Below are 16,531 nucleotides of genomic sequence, written 5' to 3'. Positions count from 1 at the left end.
GCATCGTCCGCCCCTCCAGCGCGCCCGTCCCCACTTTCCACGAAGTCCGCTTCACCCGGTGGTCACGCCACCGTCACCCTTCAGGAGAGACATCCCATGAGTGAAGCATCGAGAAGCGGTACGCCGGTCGACGTTCCGCTGCCGTCGGCGTCGGCCCTGCCCCTGGACGGCGGTGCCGCCGGCGCCAGGAAGTCGCTCTCCGGTCAGATGGGCACGAGTGCGCTCGCGCTGACGGTGCTTGCCTTCTCGGCGCCCATCTCCGTGGTGAGCGGGTTCATCCCGTTCACCATCCTCTTCGACGGCACCGGTGCGGCCTTCGGCTTCCTCACGGTCACGGTCGTCCTGCTCCTCTTCGCGGCGGGCTATGTCACCATGACCAAGCACGTGCCAAAGCCCGGCGACTTCTACTCCTTCATCAGTACCGGGCTCGGCAAGGTGCCGGGACTGGGTGCGGCCTTCCTGGCGGTGACCGCGTACCTGGTGATGCTTGCCGGCGTGTACGCGCAGTTGGGTGTCGTGGTGAGCAGCCTCATCACCAGTTTCCATGGCCCCGCCACATCCTGGTGGCCGTGGTCCGTGGCGGGCTGGCTGATCGTCAGTGTGCTCGGCCACTTTCATGTCGAGCTGTCCGCGAAGCTCCTCTCCGCGGCGATGATCCTGGAAGTCGCCGTCGTCCTGATCTACGACTTCGCCGTACTGGTGCGAGGTGGCAGCGGCGGCTCGGCGGGGTTGTCCCTCACTCCGCTCAGCCCGGCCGAATTCCTCAAGGGTGACGTCGGCGTGACGCTTCTCTTCGGCGTCCTGGTGTTCCTGGGATTCGAATCGACCGCCCTGTACCGTGACGAGGTCCGTCGGCCGAACCGCACCATCCCGCGTGCCACCTACATAGCCGTCGTGTTCGTCGGCGTCCTCTACACGCTCTCGTGTTATGCCCTGACGACGGCGTACGGCCCGAAGGCCGTGGGTGTGGCGACGGCCTCTCCGGCCTCGATGTTCCCCGACTCGATCGGCCACTACGTGGCACCCGTCTTCACCCAGCTCTCCTATCTGTTCGTCACGACGTCGGTGCTGGCCGCGCTCCTCTCCATCCACAACGTCCTGGCCCGCTATCTGCACAACCTTGGCTACGACCGGGCCATCCCGGCCTACTTCGCCGGAGTGCACGAGCGGCACAGCTCGCCCTTCCGTGCTTCCGCGTTGGCCGCGACCCTGTGTGCCGCCGTCCTCGGCATGTTCGTCCTGGCGGGCAAGGATGGCGTCACGCTCTACGCCGAACTGACCGGTCTGGCCTCGGTCGGCGTGCTCGTGCTCATGACCTTCGTCAGCCTGGCCGTGATGGTCTGGTTCGCCCGCAAGGGCGTCCCCGCGGGCGAGAGCCTGTTCACCACGTTCGCCGCTCCTGGCCTCGCCTGTCTTGCCCTGGCCGGCACCACGGTGCTGGCGCTGCTGAAGTTCAACCTCGTGGTCGGCGGCGAGACGCCCGGCCAGAACATGTGGCTGGTCTCCATCCCGCTGGCTGGCCTGGCGGTCGGCCTGGCCCTGGCCGTCTTCTACAAGTCCCGCCGCCGTCATATCTTCGACGGCCTCGGCCGTGATACCCGGGTGGTCGACCTCACCGCCGACGTCTGAGGGGTGCCTTCGAATGGCCTGAAGTCATGCGCCCCAGACCCTACTCGGTGACACTCGTCGGCCCTATTGGGGCTAACGAACGTTAGTTAAATAGCTTTCCCCTGTTCATGCGGGCAGGCGCACCGAGCCTACGTAAGGAGCACTGTGACCAAGCAGCACACGGACAGCCGCCCCATACCCTTCGCGACCCTGCCGACGGCACTGGCGCACTGGGCGGCCATCACTCCGCAGGCCCTGGCACTCACCACGGCCACCGAGGAGTTCACCTACGCACAGCTCGCGGACCAGGTGGCACGCTGTGGCAACTGGCTGGCCGAACAGGGGGTCAAGGCTGGCGACCGAGTGGTCCTCGTCGGCCACAACACGGCGGCGTGGGCGGTCCACTACCTCGCGGTGCTGTCCCTGGAGGCGGTGATCGCACCGGCCAACAACCGGCTCAATCCCAGCCAGTTCGCCGAACAGGTGCAACTGCTGGACGCCGCCCTGGTACTCGTCGACGACGACCACGCCTGGATCTCCGGCTCCGTGCCGGCCCGTCGGGTACGGAGGCTGTGCCTCGGGAACGAGAGCGACAAGGAGCACGGGCTCCCGCTCCCGGAGTCCACGCGCGCGGCCCTCATCAGTTTCACCTCCGGAACGACCGGGAAGCCAAAGGGCGCGGTGCTCACCCAGGCGGCGCTCGCCGAAGCGTCCTGGGCCTTCGTAAGGGTGTTGGGGACGCACCAAGGCGATTCGACGCTGGTGGTCGTGCCGATGTTCCACAACACCGGGTTCGTGGACCAGTTCGGTCACATGCTGCTGCTGGGTGGCCGGACCGATCTGCTCCGCAAGTTCCGCACGGCGGACGCGGTCGCCGCCCTGGCGGCGAGGCCGGTGACCTATCTCGCGGCGGTGCCCAGCATCATCCGGTTGATCATGCTGGCAGACGGAGTGGACGAGGCGCTGCGCCACCTCCGTGTGCTGCTCTACGGCGGCTCGCCCATGCCGGCCGCGTGGATCGATGAACTCCTCACCAGATGGTCGAAGTTGAAGCCATATCACGGCTACGGAATGACGGAGTACGGCTCCGCGGTCTCATTCCTGCCCCCTGAGCACGCGGCCACCCACGGTGAATCCGTCGGCTTCGCGGTGCCGGGCACCGACGTCCGCATCGTCACCAAGGACGGGCGCGATGTGGCCCCGGGAGACATCGGTGAACTGTGGGTGCGGGGCCCGACCATCATGCAGGGGTACTGGCGACAGCCCGAACTCACCGCCGCGAAGATCGAGGACGGCTGGCTGCGGACCGGGGACCTGGCACGCCTGGACGACGGCTTCTACTACATCGAAGGCCGAGTGGACGACGTCATCAACCGCGGCGGCGAGAAGATCCTGCCGGCACACGTGGAGTCCCTGCTCGCAGAACTGGCCTCCGTCGGACAGAGCTGCGTCTTCGGAGTACCCGACCCGATCCTCCAGAACCGTGTCTGGGCCGCGGTCGAGGAACGTCCCGGACACACCTTCGACGCGGTGTCCGCCGAGCGGATGCTGCGTGACCGTCTCCCCGAATACGCCGTCCCCGAACGGATCGACGTCGTCAGCCCGATGCCCAGGACGGCGAGCGGCAAGGTCGACCGCCACGCGGTGGCGGCGCACTGCCGACGGACGGCCCTGGAGAAAGCCTCTCCCCAGTAGCAACCCCGGCCGCGTCCCCCGTGCTCCGGTGGCTCGTCACACCCCTAATCGCCTCATCCTGGACAGGAGCCCCGCGTGCCCCGACTCGACGGCAAGACAGTGATCATCAGTGGCGGCGCCCGCGGCATGGGCGCCTCGCATGCCCGCCTCTTCACCGAACGCGGCGCCCGTGTCGTTTTGATGGACCGCCTGGTTGAGGAGGGCAGGAGTTTGGCCGCCGAATTGGGTGACGCCGCGGTCTTCGTGGAGGCCGATGTGACCAGCAGCCAGGACTGGAAGCGGGTCGTCGAGCGTGCCGAGCACACGTTCGGGACCGTGGACGTGCTGGTCAACAACGCCGGCATCCTCATGCTGCACCGGCTGGAGACCGCCACCGAGGCCGACTTCCGACGCACCGTGGAGGTCAACCAGATCGGCGTGTTCCTCGGCATGCGGGCGGTTGTACCGGCGATGCGCCGCGCGGGCCGCGGCTCGATCGTCAACATCGGCTCCACGGCCGGTCTGGTGGGCTATCCCGACTGCTTCGCCTACGCCGCGACCAAGTGGGCCATTCGCGGTATGACCAAGACCGCCGCCGCGGAACTGGCCCCGTACGGCATCCGGGTCAACGCCGTCCACCCCGGTGATGTCGAGACACCGATGACCGCCGACATCAGGGCCAGCGGGGAGCTCACGACCGACGGTATTCCGCTCGGCCGCTTCGCCGTTCCCCACGAAGTGTCCTTGGCCGTGCTTCACCTGGCCTCCAACGACTCGTCCTACACGACTGGTGCCGATGTGGCCGTCGACGGCGCGTACACGGCCGTCTGACCCACCACAGAAAGGCCGGCCGCCGCAGAGGCCCAGCGCCCGCGGTGACCAGGGCGGGCCGCCGCCCGGCTTGACCGACACCGACACGCTCCGTACTCGCGTCCCGGTGGTGAACAAACCAGCAAGGAGGAAACCGTGTCCACAGCTTCCGATGCCGAGAAGGCCCAACCCGGCCTGATCGCCGCCGAGGCTCTGCACCCCCATTCGCCCAAGACACCGCGCATGCGCTCCCGCTGGATCAAACGTCCCGAAACAGGCGGCTGGAACGACTACTCGATCTCGGAGTGGGAGCTGATCGGAGCCGGGTTCTCCGACCACCACCCGCACGATGAGACGAACCTCGTACTGGCCGGAGAACTGCACGTCGAGGTGAACGGGGTCGAGGTGATCGGCCGAGCCGGCGACTCGGTCGTGGTGCCGGCCGGCAGCACCGGCCGCTACTGGGCACCGCGCTACGCCCGCATGGTGGGCATCTACGGCCCCAACCCCGACGGCATTGCGTCCCAGTACTTGGAGTACTGGGAGGCCGGCGACAGCCGCGGCACGACGCTCGCCTGAGAAAGCCGCGCGCTCATACCCTCCCGGAGGCAACGATGAGTGAAGAAGCCCTATCAGACGCTCCCACGCCACTACTGCGTCAACCAACCAGGCCCACGGACGAATCGGCGCCGCACACGCTCCGGGGGAAGATCGGCACGATCGAACTCGTGATGACGGTCCTCGCCTTCTCGGCGCCGATCGTCGTCGTGGCATCGTTCGCCCCCTTCGTGATCATCTATGACGGTGCGGGGGCGCCGTTGGCATACGTGGTGGGTGCGGTTCTGCTCCTGCTGTTCGCTGTCGGGTACACGGCGATGAGCCGCTTCATCCCGAACGCCGGCGCCTTCTACGCCTACATCACGGCCGGCCTCGGCCGACCGTTGGGGCTGGGCGCCAGTCTTTTCGCGATGCTGGGATACGTCCTCATGGCGGTTGGCACCGTTTCCCTCTTCGGTATCGCCGCCAGCTCACTCGTGGCAGACGTGTTCCGAGGGCCGGACATCGCGTGGCAGTACTACTCAGTCGCATGCCTGCTGGGAACCGGGATTCTCGGATACTTCCGCATCGACTTGTCCGCCAAAGTGCTGCTGATCGCCATGTCGGCCGAAGTGGCCGCCGTGCTCCTCTTCGACCTCGCCGTCTTCGGGAAGGGCGGACCCGAAGGACGATCTCTGGCTCCGCTCAGCTGGGGCGAGTTCTCGTCTGGTTCGGTAGGTCTCGCCGTCCTCTTCGCCGCCACTTCTTTCCTCGGTTTCGAGGCGACCGCCGTATTCCGCGAGGAGACCAAGGATCCGGACCGTACCGTGCCGCGCGCCACGTATGCGGCCGTGATATGTATCGGCCTGTTCTACATCGTCAGCGTATGGGCCGTGGTCACGGCCTACGGCGCGTCCGCCGCGCAGAGCGTGGCCAACAAGAACAACGTGGGAATGTTCAACGAGGCGATGCAGTCGTTCGTCGGCGTCTGGGCGCGCGACGTCGTGCAGGTCCTCGTCGTGACATCGGCCTTTGCGTGCCTTCTGTCCGTGCAGAACATCCTCGCGCGCTATGTGTACTCGCTCGGCGTCGACGAGGTGCTGCCGTCGGCGCTCGGGAGGGCGCACCGTAAGCACGGCTCACCCAGCATCGCGTCAGTGACGGTGAGCGCAGTCCTCCTCGGCACCCTGCTGGCCAACAGCGGGAGCGACCCGGAACGCCTCTACGGGAAGCTGGCGGGAGCCGGTGGCTTCGCGATCCTGGTATTGATGTTCCTCACCGGCGTCAGCGTGGTGGTCTTCTTCCGGCGGCGCCCGAACACCGGTGTGCCCCTGTGGCATCGGCTGATCGCGCCCGCTATGAGCTCCGTCAGTATGGCAGGAGTCATCTACCTGGCCACCGCCAACTTCACCACCATGACCGGCGGTTCGATGAGTTCCGCGATCACTCTCCAGTCGATCTTGTGGGGAACGTACGCCGTTGGCGCCGTCGTCGCCCTCGTCTACCGGTACACGCGTCCCGAGGTCTTCATGCGTATTGGACGCCGGCGAGCCTGACGCCACACCAGCCCGCGAAACGGACCTGAACCCGTGATCATCTGTCTGTTTGGTGCCGCGTGAGGCGCTCGAAGAGTGGCGGAACGGCGCAGTGCATCGGAGCGTGTGGAAACACGCTCCGGAGGTCTACGAGAGCCAATCTGATTCCCCGGTCGGACACTCCGGAACTCGGCTGACGTCCGCCGACACCCGCATTGTGGCCTCCCGTCTCTCGGAAGGGACTCAACTGTCATGACTGAAACCATCACCACCAGGCTCAGCGGCCGTACCGCGATCGTCACCGGAGCCGGACGTGGCATCGGCCGGTCCATTGCCCAGCGCCTCGCTGCCGATGGTGCCGAGGTTCTTGTCGTCGGACGCACCCGGGAGGCGCTGACGGCCACCGTCGACGTTATCGAGGCCGCGGGCGGCAACGCCTGGGCCATGGCCGGCGACATCTCCGCCACCGCCGACGTCACCGGCATCGTCGACGAGGCACTGGACCGCTGGGGCCATATCGACATCCTCGTCAACAACGCCGCGGTCTTCGACGAGCCGCCGTTCCTCGACGTTGACGCCGAGACATTCCGGCGGACGTTCGCCATCAACGTCACCGGCACCTTCCTGATGTCCCAGGCCGTGGCCCGGGGGATGGTGGCGCGCCGCAGCGGCGCGATCGTGCACATCTCTTCCATCGACGCACTCGGGGCCGACGGTCCGGTGACCGCCTACACCGCCACCAAGGCCGCCGTCGTCAGCATGGCGCGCACCATGGCCATGGAACTCTCCCCCCACGGGGTGCGGATCAACTGCGTCGCACCGGGCTTTGTCAACACCGACATGGTTCACAAGACCTCGACGCCCGAGGTGCTCCGGCACATGCTTCATGACTTCACCCGGGTCCCGTTGCGGCGGCTCGTCGAACCCGAGGAGATCGCCGCGACGGTGTCGTTCCTGGTGTCCGACGAGGCCTCCGCCATCACCGGCGGCAACCTCGTGGTCGACGGTGGACTGACTGCCAATCTGTTCGTCATGGAGACGTTGCCCGAGTCGATGATCCCGCTCGGCGAGTGACAGAGAGTGGCTGTTTGACCGGGGCGTCGAGGTGGAGTGCCGGCTCGGCCGGTGAAGGCCGCGGCTCTGGACAGTCATGGCCGTCCGGCAGGGGTTCGCCGGATCGAAGGGCGGCCCTGTCGCGCTGGCAGTCCCGCACCCGCCGGAATCGTGGCCCGGCGGGTGCGGGACGTGTTCTTGGGGTCGGCCGGTCAGATCGGGTTGCGGGCGGCGGTCAGCCAGCCGCCGTCGATCACCATGGCGCTGCCGTGGATGAAAGCGGCGTCGTCGCCGGCGAGGTAGACCGCGAGCCGGGCGATCTCCCGAGGCTGGCCCCAGCGGCGGGCCGGCGTCCGAGCGATCTCAGTCTCGCTGTCGGGCAGGGTGTCGGAGCCGTTTTCCGGCGCGGCGAGATTCGTGTACGTGGCACCGGGGCAGATGGCGTTCACCCGGATGCCGTGGCGCCCGTAGTCGAAGGTCAGCTGGCGCGTCAGTCCGAGCACACCGTGCTTGGAAGCGGTGTAGGCGGTACCGCCGCCCCCCGCGCTGAGTGACGAGATGGAAGCGGTGTTGACGATGGCGCCCGTGGACCGGGGAAGCATGCTGTTGCGGATGACGGAGCGGGCCATCAGGAAGGGGCCGGTGAGGTTGACCGCCAGCGTCCGGTTCCACTCCTCGATGGAGATCTCGTGGGCCGGGCGGAAGCTGTCGATGATGCCGGCGTTGTTGCACAGCACGTCAATCTGGCCCGACCAGGCGAGGATGTCCGCGACGCAGACCTCGACCGAGGCCTCGTCGGCCACGTCGGTGCTCACCGCGATCGCCCGGTCACCGGCGTCCGCCTCCTCGACGACCTTGCGGACGTTGTCCGCGCTGATGTCGACGGCCGCGACGCGCGCGCCTTCGAGGAGGAATTCGTTGACCATGGCGCGGCCCATGCCGGAGCCCGCGCCGGTGATGAGAACAACCTTGTCCTTGAGAGACATTCTGGCGTGTACCTACCGTTCGTCCGGCATTGCGGGATAAGGGGGTTCTCCGGTCGCGTGATCGACCGGCATTGCATCGCGAGAGTTTCCGCTCGGCGGAGCCATCGAAGAAGAGCGAGTACTTGCTAACTAACATTAGTAAGCAAGATTCGTCAATATTGTGCGGTGTGCATCGACCCGGAAAACGCCGCGGAGTGGAACCTCGATTGTGGTGTGAGTCACATTCCGTTCGCGCGGGCTTGCTGTCGATCCGCGTGGGGTGCTGAATGTGCTGCTAACTATCGATAGTTAGCCACCCGGCGCTACACCAGGAGGCGACCGATGAGCTTGTCGAGCGAGGACACCTACCTTCCGTGGAGCGATCCGCAGTTCCGGACCGACCCCTACCCCTGGTACCGACGGCTCCGTCAGGAGCATCCCGTGTACGAACTCGATGGCACCTATGTCGTCAGCCGGTACGCGGACATCGTCCGGTACCTGAAACTGCCGATCATGAGCGTCGAGACGGCCTGGGCCAGCCAGGGCCCATGGTCCTACGTGAGCGACACGATGCTCGGCGTGGACCCGCCGGAGCACACAGCACGACGCCGGCACACCAACAAGTGGTTCACCCCCAAGATGGTCCGGGAGTGGGCGCGGACCACCGCGGAAGTGGCTGGCCGGGCACTGGACCGGGTTGGCGAGGACGGGTTCATCGAGGCATGGACGGAACTCGCCGCACTGCCGACGCACGCCACGATGTGCCGTGTACTGGGTCTCCCGGACGACGATGCCTCCGCCGTCGTCGAGGCGATGTTCGGCGCCATGCAGATGATGAGCGCCGCGCCCAAGCCCGGCGACGAGGAGTTGGCGGCGCAGGCCTTCGCCTACCTCGAGAAGCGCGTGCGCGAGATGCTCGCGGACGCAGCGTCGGTGGACGACAACGGCATGGCCAGAGCCCTGCTCGCGGCCTGCGAAGCGGGGGAGCTGACGACTCGGCAGAGTCTGGCCACCATGACTCTGTTCTACGGTCTTGGGCACATGGATGTCGGCTATCTCGTCGCGGCCGGCCTGGACCAGTTCGCGCGGCGTCCAGAGGTCTTCCAGGCCTACAAGCGACGCCCCGAACTCCGGGCCGCCATCATCAACGAGATCGTCCGTTTGGACCCGCCCGAGCTCTCGGTCGTTCGCTATCCCACGGAGGACGTCGAGATCCGGGGGGTACGCATCCCGGCCGGCACTCCGATCCGCTTCATGATCGCCGCAGCCAACCGTGATCCCGAGATTTTCCCTGAACCGGATGCGTTCGACCACACCCGCTCGCCCGACGAGAGCCGGAACCTGAGCTTCGGACTGGGGGTCCACAGCTGCGCGGGCCAGGTCATCTCCCGGGCCGAGGCGGAAGCGGTCTTCACGGAGGTCGCCCGGCGCTTCGACCGCATCGAGCCGGCCGGTGAGCCGGTCCGGGCGAACAACGACTTCGCCCGCTTCTACTGGTCGCTTCCTCTGCGGTTGTCCTGAACCCAGAGGCGGAAGGAACGCGGGGCAGACAGGAGAGGTACCCGCCGCCATGAACTTCAACCCGCTCGCCGCGATGGCCGGACGGATCACCGTCGCGGAGGTCGAGACCTTGGTGGAGCCGGGTGCGATCGATCCGGCGACGGTGCATCTGTCCGGGGTGTTCGTGCGGCGGGTGGTGCATGTGGGCACGCAGGAGAAGCGGATCGAGAAGCGGACGGCGTCGGCATGAGCTGGTCGCGTGAGCAGATGGCCGCACGTGCCGCAGCGGAGTTGATCGACGGCGAGTACGTCAACTTGGGCATCGGACTGCCGACCCTGATCCCCAACCACCTGCCCGAGGGCGTGAAAGTCGTTCTGCACTCGGAGAACGGCCTGCTGGGCACCGGGCCGTACCCGACACAGGAACGGGTCGACCCCGACCTCATCAACGCGGGCGAGGAGACAGTGACCGTGGTCCCCGGCAAGATGGTCAAGGGGATGGGCGGCGCGATGGACCTGGTGCACGGCGCCCGCAGAGTGATCGTGCTCATGGAGCACACGGACCGCAGCGGCCGCCCCAAGATCGTCGAAGAGTGCACCCTTCCGCTGACCGGCAGGGCGGTGGTGCACCGCGTCATCACCGATCTCGTGTGATCGATGTGCGGGACGGCGGGCTGGTCCTGAGCGAGCTCGCGCCCGATGTCACCGTCCGGCAGGTGTCCGCGGCGACCGGCGGCGTACTCGCGTTCGACCGCCCGGGCCGACCACGCTGACGCTCGGGCCGCCGGCGCGGAGCCAGTTCTGCGCCGCCGCAGCGAGCGGCTGTTTTCGGTCCGCTGGTCGTACTGTCGGACGGCTTCGCCGTACTGACACGCGGCTAGCTAACGTTAGTATCCATGAGAGAGACTATTGACGGGGACGCGTAGGCCCTGCCAGCGGCCTGCCCGCCACGCTCTGCCGTGCGGTCGGGCAACAGCCTCTGGAGGATACGACTATTGGACTGGTTATGGATATGGCACCGCGGGTGCGCGCCACAGAGGAAATGCGGCACTACCTGGAGAAGCTCGACTGGAGCGGTCTGACCCCGGGTAGGCGCCGGATCCTGGAGGCGTTCATCGAGCTGGCGTCGGAGGAGGGATACTCCTCGGTCTCCATGCGGAGCCTGGCGAAAAAGGTCAGTATGAAGGCCCCCAGCATCTACTCCCACTTCCCGGGCGGCCGGGACGAGGTGGTTGCGGACGCCTTCCGCTGGCACTTCTCCCGATTCGCCACCGCCGTGCTGGAGGCGGTGGACGGGACGGACAACGCGGGCGACTTCTGGGATGCGATGGTGCGGGTCCATCTGAAGCGTCAGCTTCAGTCACGGGAGAACGACGCCTGGGATATCCTGCGGGCTCTCGACCGACTGAGCCCCTTCCTGGAGCGGGAGACGCGGACCGAGGTCGACCAGTGGGTCGGGCTCTACGAGCGGATGTTCGCCGCGGCCGCGCGTGAGCTCGGGCACGACTACGACGACGTGGAGAAGATAATCCGCGTCGTGGTGAAGATCCTTGACAGCGCCAACGGCTGGTGCGACTGGAACGGGGACGAGGAGAGCCTGGACGCCTGTGTCGGTGAGGCCGTCACCATCACTCGATCACTGCTCTCGGTCGACCTGCGGTCCCACTGAGATCGGACTCACGGTCTACGCGGTCGCGATGGGGCCAGTAGCACCAGGGGGCTGAGAGGCGGGCGGCGGGGTGGCGCACGTGCGTCTCGGCCCCACTCCCGGCTGTTCTGAGCCGAGGAGGTCCACGGGGGTGGCCTGTTCGTCGACGCGTCGACAGGCTGTGCGAGGCCTCGTGTCCGATCGTCGCCGCGGATGATGGTCCAGGTACACGCGAAATCGCCGCAATCGTCGCAGAACGTAGTCGAGTATCACCCGCCTCACTTACCATGTGAGTCAGAAGACCATTGCCATGGGTGAAGCAACTCAAGGTCATTCAGGTGAGGTGTTGGCCTCCGTGTCAGTGACCGGCGGTGCCACCAGTGAGTCCCCTGCGCTAATGGGCCATATGGGCACAAGGGCCCTCGCTCTGACCGTTCTCGCGTTCTCGGCGCCGATCTCGGTGGTGAGCGCCTACATCCCCTACAGCATCTCCTTCGGGGGGAAAGGTGCCGCCTTCGCCTTCGCCGTCGCGACGGTCACGCTGCTGCTCTTCGCCGTCGGCTACGTCGCGATGACCAAGCATGTTCCCAAGCCGGGTGACTTCTACTCCTTCATCAGCGCCGGGCTCGGCAAGGTCATCGGACTGGGTGCGGCCCTGTTGGCCGTGACCACCTATGTCGTGCTCCTCGCCGGTGTCTACGCCCAACTCGGCGTCACGCTCCAGAACCTCCTCGTCAGCCTCGACGGACCGAACACACCCTGGCTCGTGTGGGCGGCCCTCGGGTGGGTCGTCGTGAGCACGTTGGGCTACTTCCATATCGAGCTGTCGGCGAAGATTCTCTCGGTCGCGATGGTCCTGGAAGTTGTGGTGGTCATGGCGTACAACATCGCGGTGCTCATCAAAGGTGGCCCCAACGGGCTCGTCTCCCAGCCGCTGAGTCCCACCGAGTTCGCCAAGGGCGACGTGGGAGTCGCGATGCTCTTCGCCATCATGCTCTTCCTCGGTTTCGAAGCCACCGCCTTGTTCCGCGACGAGGTCCGCGACCCGAACAAGACGATCCCGCAGGCGACCTACACCGCGGTCATCTTCGTGGGTTCCCTGTACCTCCTCTCCTGTTACACGCTCATGTCGGCGTATGGATCGAAGGCTGTGAGCGTGGCCACGAGCGCGCCGGCGACGATGTTCCCCGACTCGATCGGGCGCTATGTGGCTCCCGCCTTCACTCAGCTGTCCTACGTCTTCGTGACCACGTCGGTCCTGGCCGCGCTGCTCGCGATCCACAATGTGGTGGCGCGGTACCTCCACAATCTGAGCTGCGACAGGGCGCTCCCCGTGTATCTGGCGGGCGTGCACCGCAGACACGGTTCCCCTTATCGCGCCTCGACGCTGGCCGCGGTCGTCACCGCCGTGGTGTTGCTCGCCTTCGTGGTCGCCGGCAGCCGAGGAGCGTCGCTCTACGCCGAACTGACCGGTCTCGGGTCGGCCGGGATCCTGCTCCTCATGACCATGGTGAGCCTGGCGGTCATCGCCTGGTTCGGTCGCACCGGTGTCCCGGCCGGGGAGAACCGGTTCAAGGTGTTCATCGCTCCCGGGATCGCCGTAGCCGCGCTCGGCGGAACGGTCTTCCTGGCGCTGACCCACTTCGAGCTCATCGTTGGCGGGGCACCGGGCCAGAATCTGTGGCTCGTGGGCATTCCCCTGGTCGGCCTGTTCGTGGGCCTTGCCCTTGCCGTGTACTTCCGGATCTGCCGTCACCACGTCTATGTGCGGCTCGGGAGGGCCGACCGAGTCATCGATCCCACCGCCGAGAGCTGATCGGGGGACGCTCGTGCTCCGGGTGGCGCCTCGACTTCACCGGAGCTTGCGGAGGTGTGGAGCAAGCTGCCCGAGCCGTGCTCCGGACGACCGTCGTCTCATGGCCGTCGACAGATTCCATGACGCGACCTCTAGCCAAGAGATGAAGTCGTAGCTAACTTACGTTAGTAAGCAAGCAGGGCAGGCTCCTCCGACCGTATGAGCAGCCGGACCGCCCCACGCCCCGGCTGATCGCAGCCGGCCGCCGTGCGTCCGTCGGACGCCTGGCCCATGAGGAGGTAAGCGTTGACAATCCACCCCGTTCCCGGGCGCTCGGGCCCGACGGTGGCTGTCATCGGCAGTGGTCCGTCCGGCTGCTACACGGCGCATTTCCTCAGCAGGGCATTGCCCGACGCGCACATCTGCGTCTTCGAGTCACTCCCCGTCCCCTATGGACTGGTCCGCTACGGAATAGCGGCCGACCATCAGGGCGCCAAGGCGGTCTCGCAGCAGTTCGACCGCATCTTTGAAAGAGGCCACGCCACCTTCGTCGGCAATACGAGGATCGGTCGTGACGTGAGCTTCGAGGCGGTGGCCCAGGCTTTCGATGTCGTGGTCATCGCCACCGGTATGCCGGAGGATCGTCAACTTCCCATTCCGCGGGACGAGTCGGCGCGGGTCATCGGCGCCGGTCAGGTGTTGCGGGCCCTCAACGGTTTCCCGGCCAGGCTCGGTCGGCACAGCGCTCCGCTCGGTGCGGCCATCGCCCCCCTGGGTCGGGACATCGCGGTGGTCGGTCATGGAAACGTCGCGCTGGACACGGTGCGCCTGCTGACGAAGCGCCCGGAGGAGCTCGACGGTTCCGACATCGATGATCACGTGCTCCGGCTGCTGCGGACGGCGCCGCTCAGGTCCGTACACCTCGTGGGCCGGTCGTCCGCCGGAGAGGCGAAATTCGACCTGGCGATGTTGCGAGAGCTGTGTCAGGTCAAGGGCGTGAGAATACGGACCGAAAACCTGCACGACTCCGATCCCAGTGCGGCGGCCGACCTGCTTCGGGAGTTCGGGCAGGGGGACGGCATTCCGGATGCGGCGGTCCATACTGAACACCCATCGGTGGAGGAACAGTTCCGTACCACGGTCACCATTCATTTCGAATCGATCCCGACAGGTATCCGTTACGAGAACGCAATGACCAGTCTCGATGTGAAGTGTCGGACTTCCGGCAGCCGGAAGGCCTTTTTGGTGGACTCGGTCATCACGGCAATAGGCTTCTGTCAGGACTCGGACCAGCGTGCCGACACCCCGAATGCGTCCTGGTCAGGCGTCCACGTCTACCGGGTTGGCTGGGTCGGGAACGGCGCTCAGGGAAATCTGGCCGCGAACCGGAAGCACGCCCAGAGCGTTGCCAGGAGAATACTCGACGATCTCGCTCGGGGAAGCGTCGTATCCGGTCGCACACCAGGACTGCCGGCGATCCTGCCGCAGCTAAAAAGGGTCCCGACGACGTTTTCCGCCTGGCGCGTGATCGACGAGTTCGAACGCGAGCAGGCCGGAGTCGGTCGCTGCCGCCGCAAGATGACCGACCTCGTCGAAATGGTCGCTCTGGCCCAGACCTCCATGGCCAACGCCTGAAATCGGCAGAGCCCGTAAAGAAGAGCGGCATACCCGAAAGGTGAGGAGAACACTACCGATGGGCACCACCAAGGTTCTGTACGGCACCGAGTCCGGGAACGCCGAACTAGTGGCGGACGAGGTCGCCGAGACCCTTAACGCGGCCGGCGTGAAAGCCGAGGTCGTCGCCATGGACATCTACGACGTGACGGAACTGTCCGAGGCCGGCTTCGTCGTCGTGATCACATCGACGTATGGCGAGGGTGAGATGCCCGAGACCACGGCGCCGTTCCAGGAGACGCTGCTCGAGGCTCGCCCCGATCTGTCGGGCCTCAGGTTCGCCGCGTTCGGTCTGGGTGACAGCACCTACGACACCTACAACAACGCCATCGCGGTCCTCTCCTCGGACTTGGTTGCGCTCGGCGCGCAGCGGATCGGTGCGACCGGGCGGCACGACGCCGCGAGTGGCGAGTCTCTGACGGATGTCGCGGTCGCCTGGGCGGCCGGGATCCTCGACCTCCTCTGACACGGCGGGCCTCCCGCCCATCACGCGGGGCCATCGACGAGAAACGAGCAGGACAATGCAGCAGCACACACGCACCGCACAGCCAACGGACGAGGAACTTCTGCCCTTCGAGGACCCGGAGTTCCTGCGGGCGCCCTGGCCTTGGTTCGATCGACTACTGCGCGAGTTCCCCGTCGTGCGGCTGCGAGATGGAAGCTTCGTCGTCAGCAAGTACGCCGACGTGATGCGCTATGCCAGGCACCCGTCCCTGGTCGCCGCTCCGCCCGGGGGGATGGGGAACAGCCCCTGGGCGGCCAACCTCAACTCGGTCCTGCTCACCGAGGGGGAACGGCACCGGCGCATCCGCCGTACCTTCTCCGGCTCGCTGACTCCCAAGATGTCGCGGGTCTGGGCGGAGACCGCCGCCGAGACCGCGCTCGACGCGCTCGACGGCATGGGTCCCGATGGCCTTCTCGAAGCACACCGGGGGCTCGGCGTCCAGCCTGCTCAGGATGCCATGGCACGCGCACTCGGCGTGCCGCGTGCGGACGGCATTCCGTACATCCAGGCGACGAACCAGACGATGATGGCGATGGGATGGGATCCGTCGCGTGAGGAAGTGACGCGGGGGCATGAGGGCTTCGGCTACATGATGTTCCAGGCCGAGGGGCTCATCGCGGCGAAGCGCCGGGAGCGGGGCGACGGCATGCTCCTCGACCAGATGATCACCGCAGCCGACGAGGGCAGGCTCACCGAGCGGGAACTCAAGGAGTCGATCCAGATCCTGTGGGGCTCGGCCGCTCACAACCCAGGGCACGTCATGGCGTGCGCCCTGATCGACCTCGCGGACCATCCGGAGGTGTTCCAGGCATACCGGGCCGACCCGGCCTGCCGGGAGGCCGTCATCAACGAGACCATCCGCCGGTCCCTGCCCGAGGTCGCCCTCGACCGTTTCACCACGGAGCCGATCGAGATCCAGGGGACGGAGATCCCAGCGGATACGCGCGTCCGCTTCATCCTGGGCGCCGCACTGCGTGATCCGGATGTCTTCTCCGACCCGGACACGTTCGACTACCAGAGGCCCAAGGAGGCCAGCATGGCACTGGCCTTCGGAGTCGGCACCCACAACTGCGCCGGCCAGGCCTTCGGCCGCGCGGTTGCCCGGGCCGTGCTCGACGTGGTCGCGGAGCGTTTCAAGCGAATCGACATCATTGGCGATCCGGTGTGGGTGCACTCGGATCGCCACCGCAACTGCGAGGGCTTGACCGTCCGCCTGTCCTGAGCCGT

13 protein-coding genes and 2 pseudogenes are annotated in these 16,531 nt (G+C 66.6%); 14 read left to right on the top strand and 1 reads right to left on the bottom strand.

Going from position 1 to position 16,531, the window contains the following annotated elements; all coding sequences use genetic code 11:
* Positions 1-96 precede the first annotated feature (96 nt).
* The 6 genes from ACJX2R_RS01995 (at position 97) to ACJX2R_RS01970 (ending at position 7,238) form a co-directional block, all read left to right on the top strand.
* A complete protein-coding gene (locus ACJX2R_RS01995; protein ID WP_413098450.1) occupies positions 97-1,629 on the top strand; it encodes an APC family permease in 1,533 nt (510 codons plus the stop codon).
* Positions 1,630-1,773: 144 nt separating this feature from the next.
* A complete protein-coding gene (locus ACJX2R_RS01990) occupies positions 1,774-3,303 on the top strand; it encodes a class I adenylate-forming enzyme family protein (protein WP_413098449.1) in 1,530 nt (509 codons plus the stop codon).
* A gap of 75 nt (positions 3,304-3,378) precedes the next feature.
* The gene (locus ACJX2R_RS01985) at positions 3,379-4,113 is read left to right on the top strand and encodes a glucose 1-dehydrogenase (RefSeq protein ID WP_413098448.1); all 735 of its coding nucleotides are present in this window, start codon (positions 3,379-3,381) and stop codon (positions 4,111-4,113) included.
* A 135-nt stretch (positions 4,114-4,248) separates the two neighbouring features.
* Positions 4,249-4,671, top strand: a complete 423-nt coding sequence (locus ACJX2R_RS01980; protein WP_413098447.1) for a cupin domain-containing protein — start codon at positions 4,249-4,251, stop codon at positions 4,669-4,671.
* A 35-nt stretch (positions 4,672-4,706) separates the two neighbouring features.
* The gene (locus tag ACJX2R_RS01975; protein ID WP_413098446.1) at positions 4,707-6,185 is read left to right on the top strand and encodes an APC family permease; all 1,479 of its coding nucleotides are present in this window, start codon (positions 4,707-4,709) and stop codon (positions 6,183-6,185) included.
* Positions 6,186-6,416: 231 nt separating this feature from the next.
* Positions 6,417-7,238: an SDR family NAD(P)-dependent oxidoreductase gene (locus ACJX2R_RS01970; protein WP_413098445.1), complete on the top strand. Its 822-nt coding sequence runs from the start codon at positions 6,417-6,419 to the stop codon at positions 7,236-7,238.
* A 191-nt stretch (positions 7,239-7,429) separates the two neighbouring features.
* On the opposite strand, the gene ACJX2R_RS01965 is transcribed toward ACJX2R_RS01970, so the two are convergent.
* On the bottom strand, positions 7,430-8,203 hold the full coding sequence (locus tag ACJX2R_RS01965; protein ID WP_413098444.1) for an SDR family NAD(P)-dependent oxidoreductase: 774 nt from the start codon (positions 8,201-8,203) through the stop codon (positions 7,430-7,432).
* Positions 8,204-8,524: 321 nt separating this feature from the next.
* Here ACJX2R_RS01965 and ACJX2R_RS01960 point away from each other — a divergent pair, with 321 nt between their 5' ends.
* The 8 genes and pseudogenes from ACJX2R_RS01960 to ACJX2R_RS01925 all read left to right on the top strand — a co-directional run bounded on the left by ACJX2R_RS01960 (position 8,525) and on the right by ACJX2R_RS01925 (position 16,526).
* Positions 8,525-9,703 (top strand): cytochrome P450, encoded by a 1,179-nt coding sequence (locus tag ACJX2R_RS01960; RefSeq protein WP_413098443.1) that lies wholly within the window; start codon positions 8,525-8,527, stop codon positions 9,701-9,703.
* A 43-nt stretch (positions 9,704-9,746) separates the two neighbouring features.
* A pseudogene (locus tag ACJX2R_RS01955) lies at positions 9,747-9,932 on the top strand (CoA-transferase); the annotation flags it as partial.
* Positions 9,929-10,455 (top strand): annotated as a pseudogene (locus ACJX2R_RS01950) (CoA-transferase). The pseudogenes ACJX2R_RS01955 and ACJX2R_RS01950, both read left to right, overlap by 4 nt.
* 251 nt (positions 10,456-10,706) lie before the next feature.
* Positions 10,707-11,351: a TetR/AcrR family transcriptional regulator gene (locus ACJX2R_RS01945; RefSeq protein WP_262700701.1), complete on the top strand. Its 645-nt coding sequence runs from the start codon at positions 10,707-10,709 to the stop codon at positions 11,349-11,351.
* A gap of 385 nt (positions 11,352-11,736) precedes the next feature.
* Positions 11,737-13,146, top strand: a complete 1,410-nt coding sequence (locus tag ACJX2R_RS01940; RefSeq protein WP_413098442.1) for an APC family permease — start codon at positions 11,737-11,739, stop codon at positions 13,144-13,146.
* 285 nt (positions 13,147-13,431) lie between these two features.
* Positions 13,432-14,760 carry an FAD-dependent oxidoreductase gene (locus ACJX2R_RS01935; protein ID WP_413098441.1) on the top strand — a complete coding sequence of 443 codons (1,329 nt, stop codon included), beginning with the start codon at positions 13,432-13,434 and terminating at the stop codon, positions 14,758-14,760.
* Between the two features lie 58 nt (positions 14,761-14,818).
* Complete coding sequence (locus ACJX2R_RS01930) at positions 14,819-15,265, top strand: flavodoxin domain-containing protein (RefSeq protein WP_413098440.1); 447 nt, start codon at positions 14,819-14,821, stop codon at positions 15,263-15,265.
* A gap of 55 nt (positions 15,266-15,320) precedes the next feature.
* On the top strand, positions 15,321-16,526 hold the full coding sequence (locus tag ACJX2R_RS01925; protein ID WP_413098439.1) for a cytochrome P450: 1,206 nt from the start codon (positions 15,321-15,323) through the stop codon (positions 16,524-16,526).
* The last annotated feature ends 5 nt before the right edge of the window (positions 16,527-16,531 follow it).

This window comes from Streptomyces sp. Inha503, assembly GCF_047215865.1.
In the GTDB taxonomy this organism is placed as follows: domain Bacteria; phylum Actinomycetota; class Actinomycetes; order Streptomycetales; family Streptomycetaceae; genus Streptomyces; species Streptomyces lycopersici.
The sequence above is the reverse complement of the archived record's forward strand: the minus strand, read 5'-3'. Positions and strand labels throughout refer to the sequence as shown.

What these genes read in the sequence shown, in the direction of transcription:
- ACJX2R_RS01995 (WP_413098450.1), top strand. Translation starts at nt 97, where the DNA reads ATGAGTGAAGCATCGAGAAGCGGTACGCCGGTCGACGTTCCGCTGCCG.
- ACJX2R_RS01975 (WP_413098446.1), top strand. Translation starts at nt 4,707, where the DNA reads ATGAGTGAAGAAGCCCTATCAGACGCTCCCACGCCACTACTGCGTCAA.
- ACJX2R_RS01970 (WP_413098445.1), top strand. Translation starts at nt 6,417, where the DNA reads ATGACTGAAACCATCACCACCAGGCTCAGCGGCCGTACCGCGATCGTC.
- ACJX2R_RS01965 (WP_413098444.1), bottom strand. Translation starts at nt 8,203, where the DNA reads ATGTCTCTCAAGGACAAGGTTGTTCTCATCACCGGCGCGGGCTCCGGC.
- ACJX2R_RS01960 (WP_413098443.1), top strand. Translation starts at nt 8,525, where the DNA reads ATGAGCTTGTCGAGCGAGGACACCTACCTTCCGTGGAGCGATCCGCAG.
- ACJX2R_RS01940 (WP_413098442.1), top strand. Translation starts at nt 11,737, where the DNA reads ATGGGCACAAGGGCCCTCGCTCTGACCGTTCTCGCGTTCTCGGCGCCG.
- ACJX2R_RS01930 (WP_413098440.1), top strand. Translation starts at nt 14,819, where the DNA reads ATGGGCACCACCAAGGTTCTGTACGGCACCGAGTCCGGGAACGCCGAA.
- ACJX2R_RS01925 (WP_413098439.1), top strand. Translation starts at nt 15,321, where the DNA reads ATGCAGCAGCACACACGCACCGCACAGCCAACGGACGAGGAACTTCTG.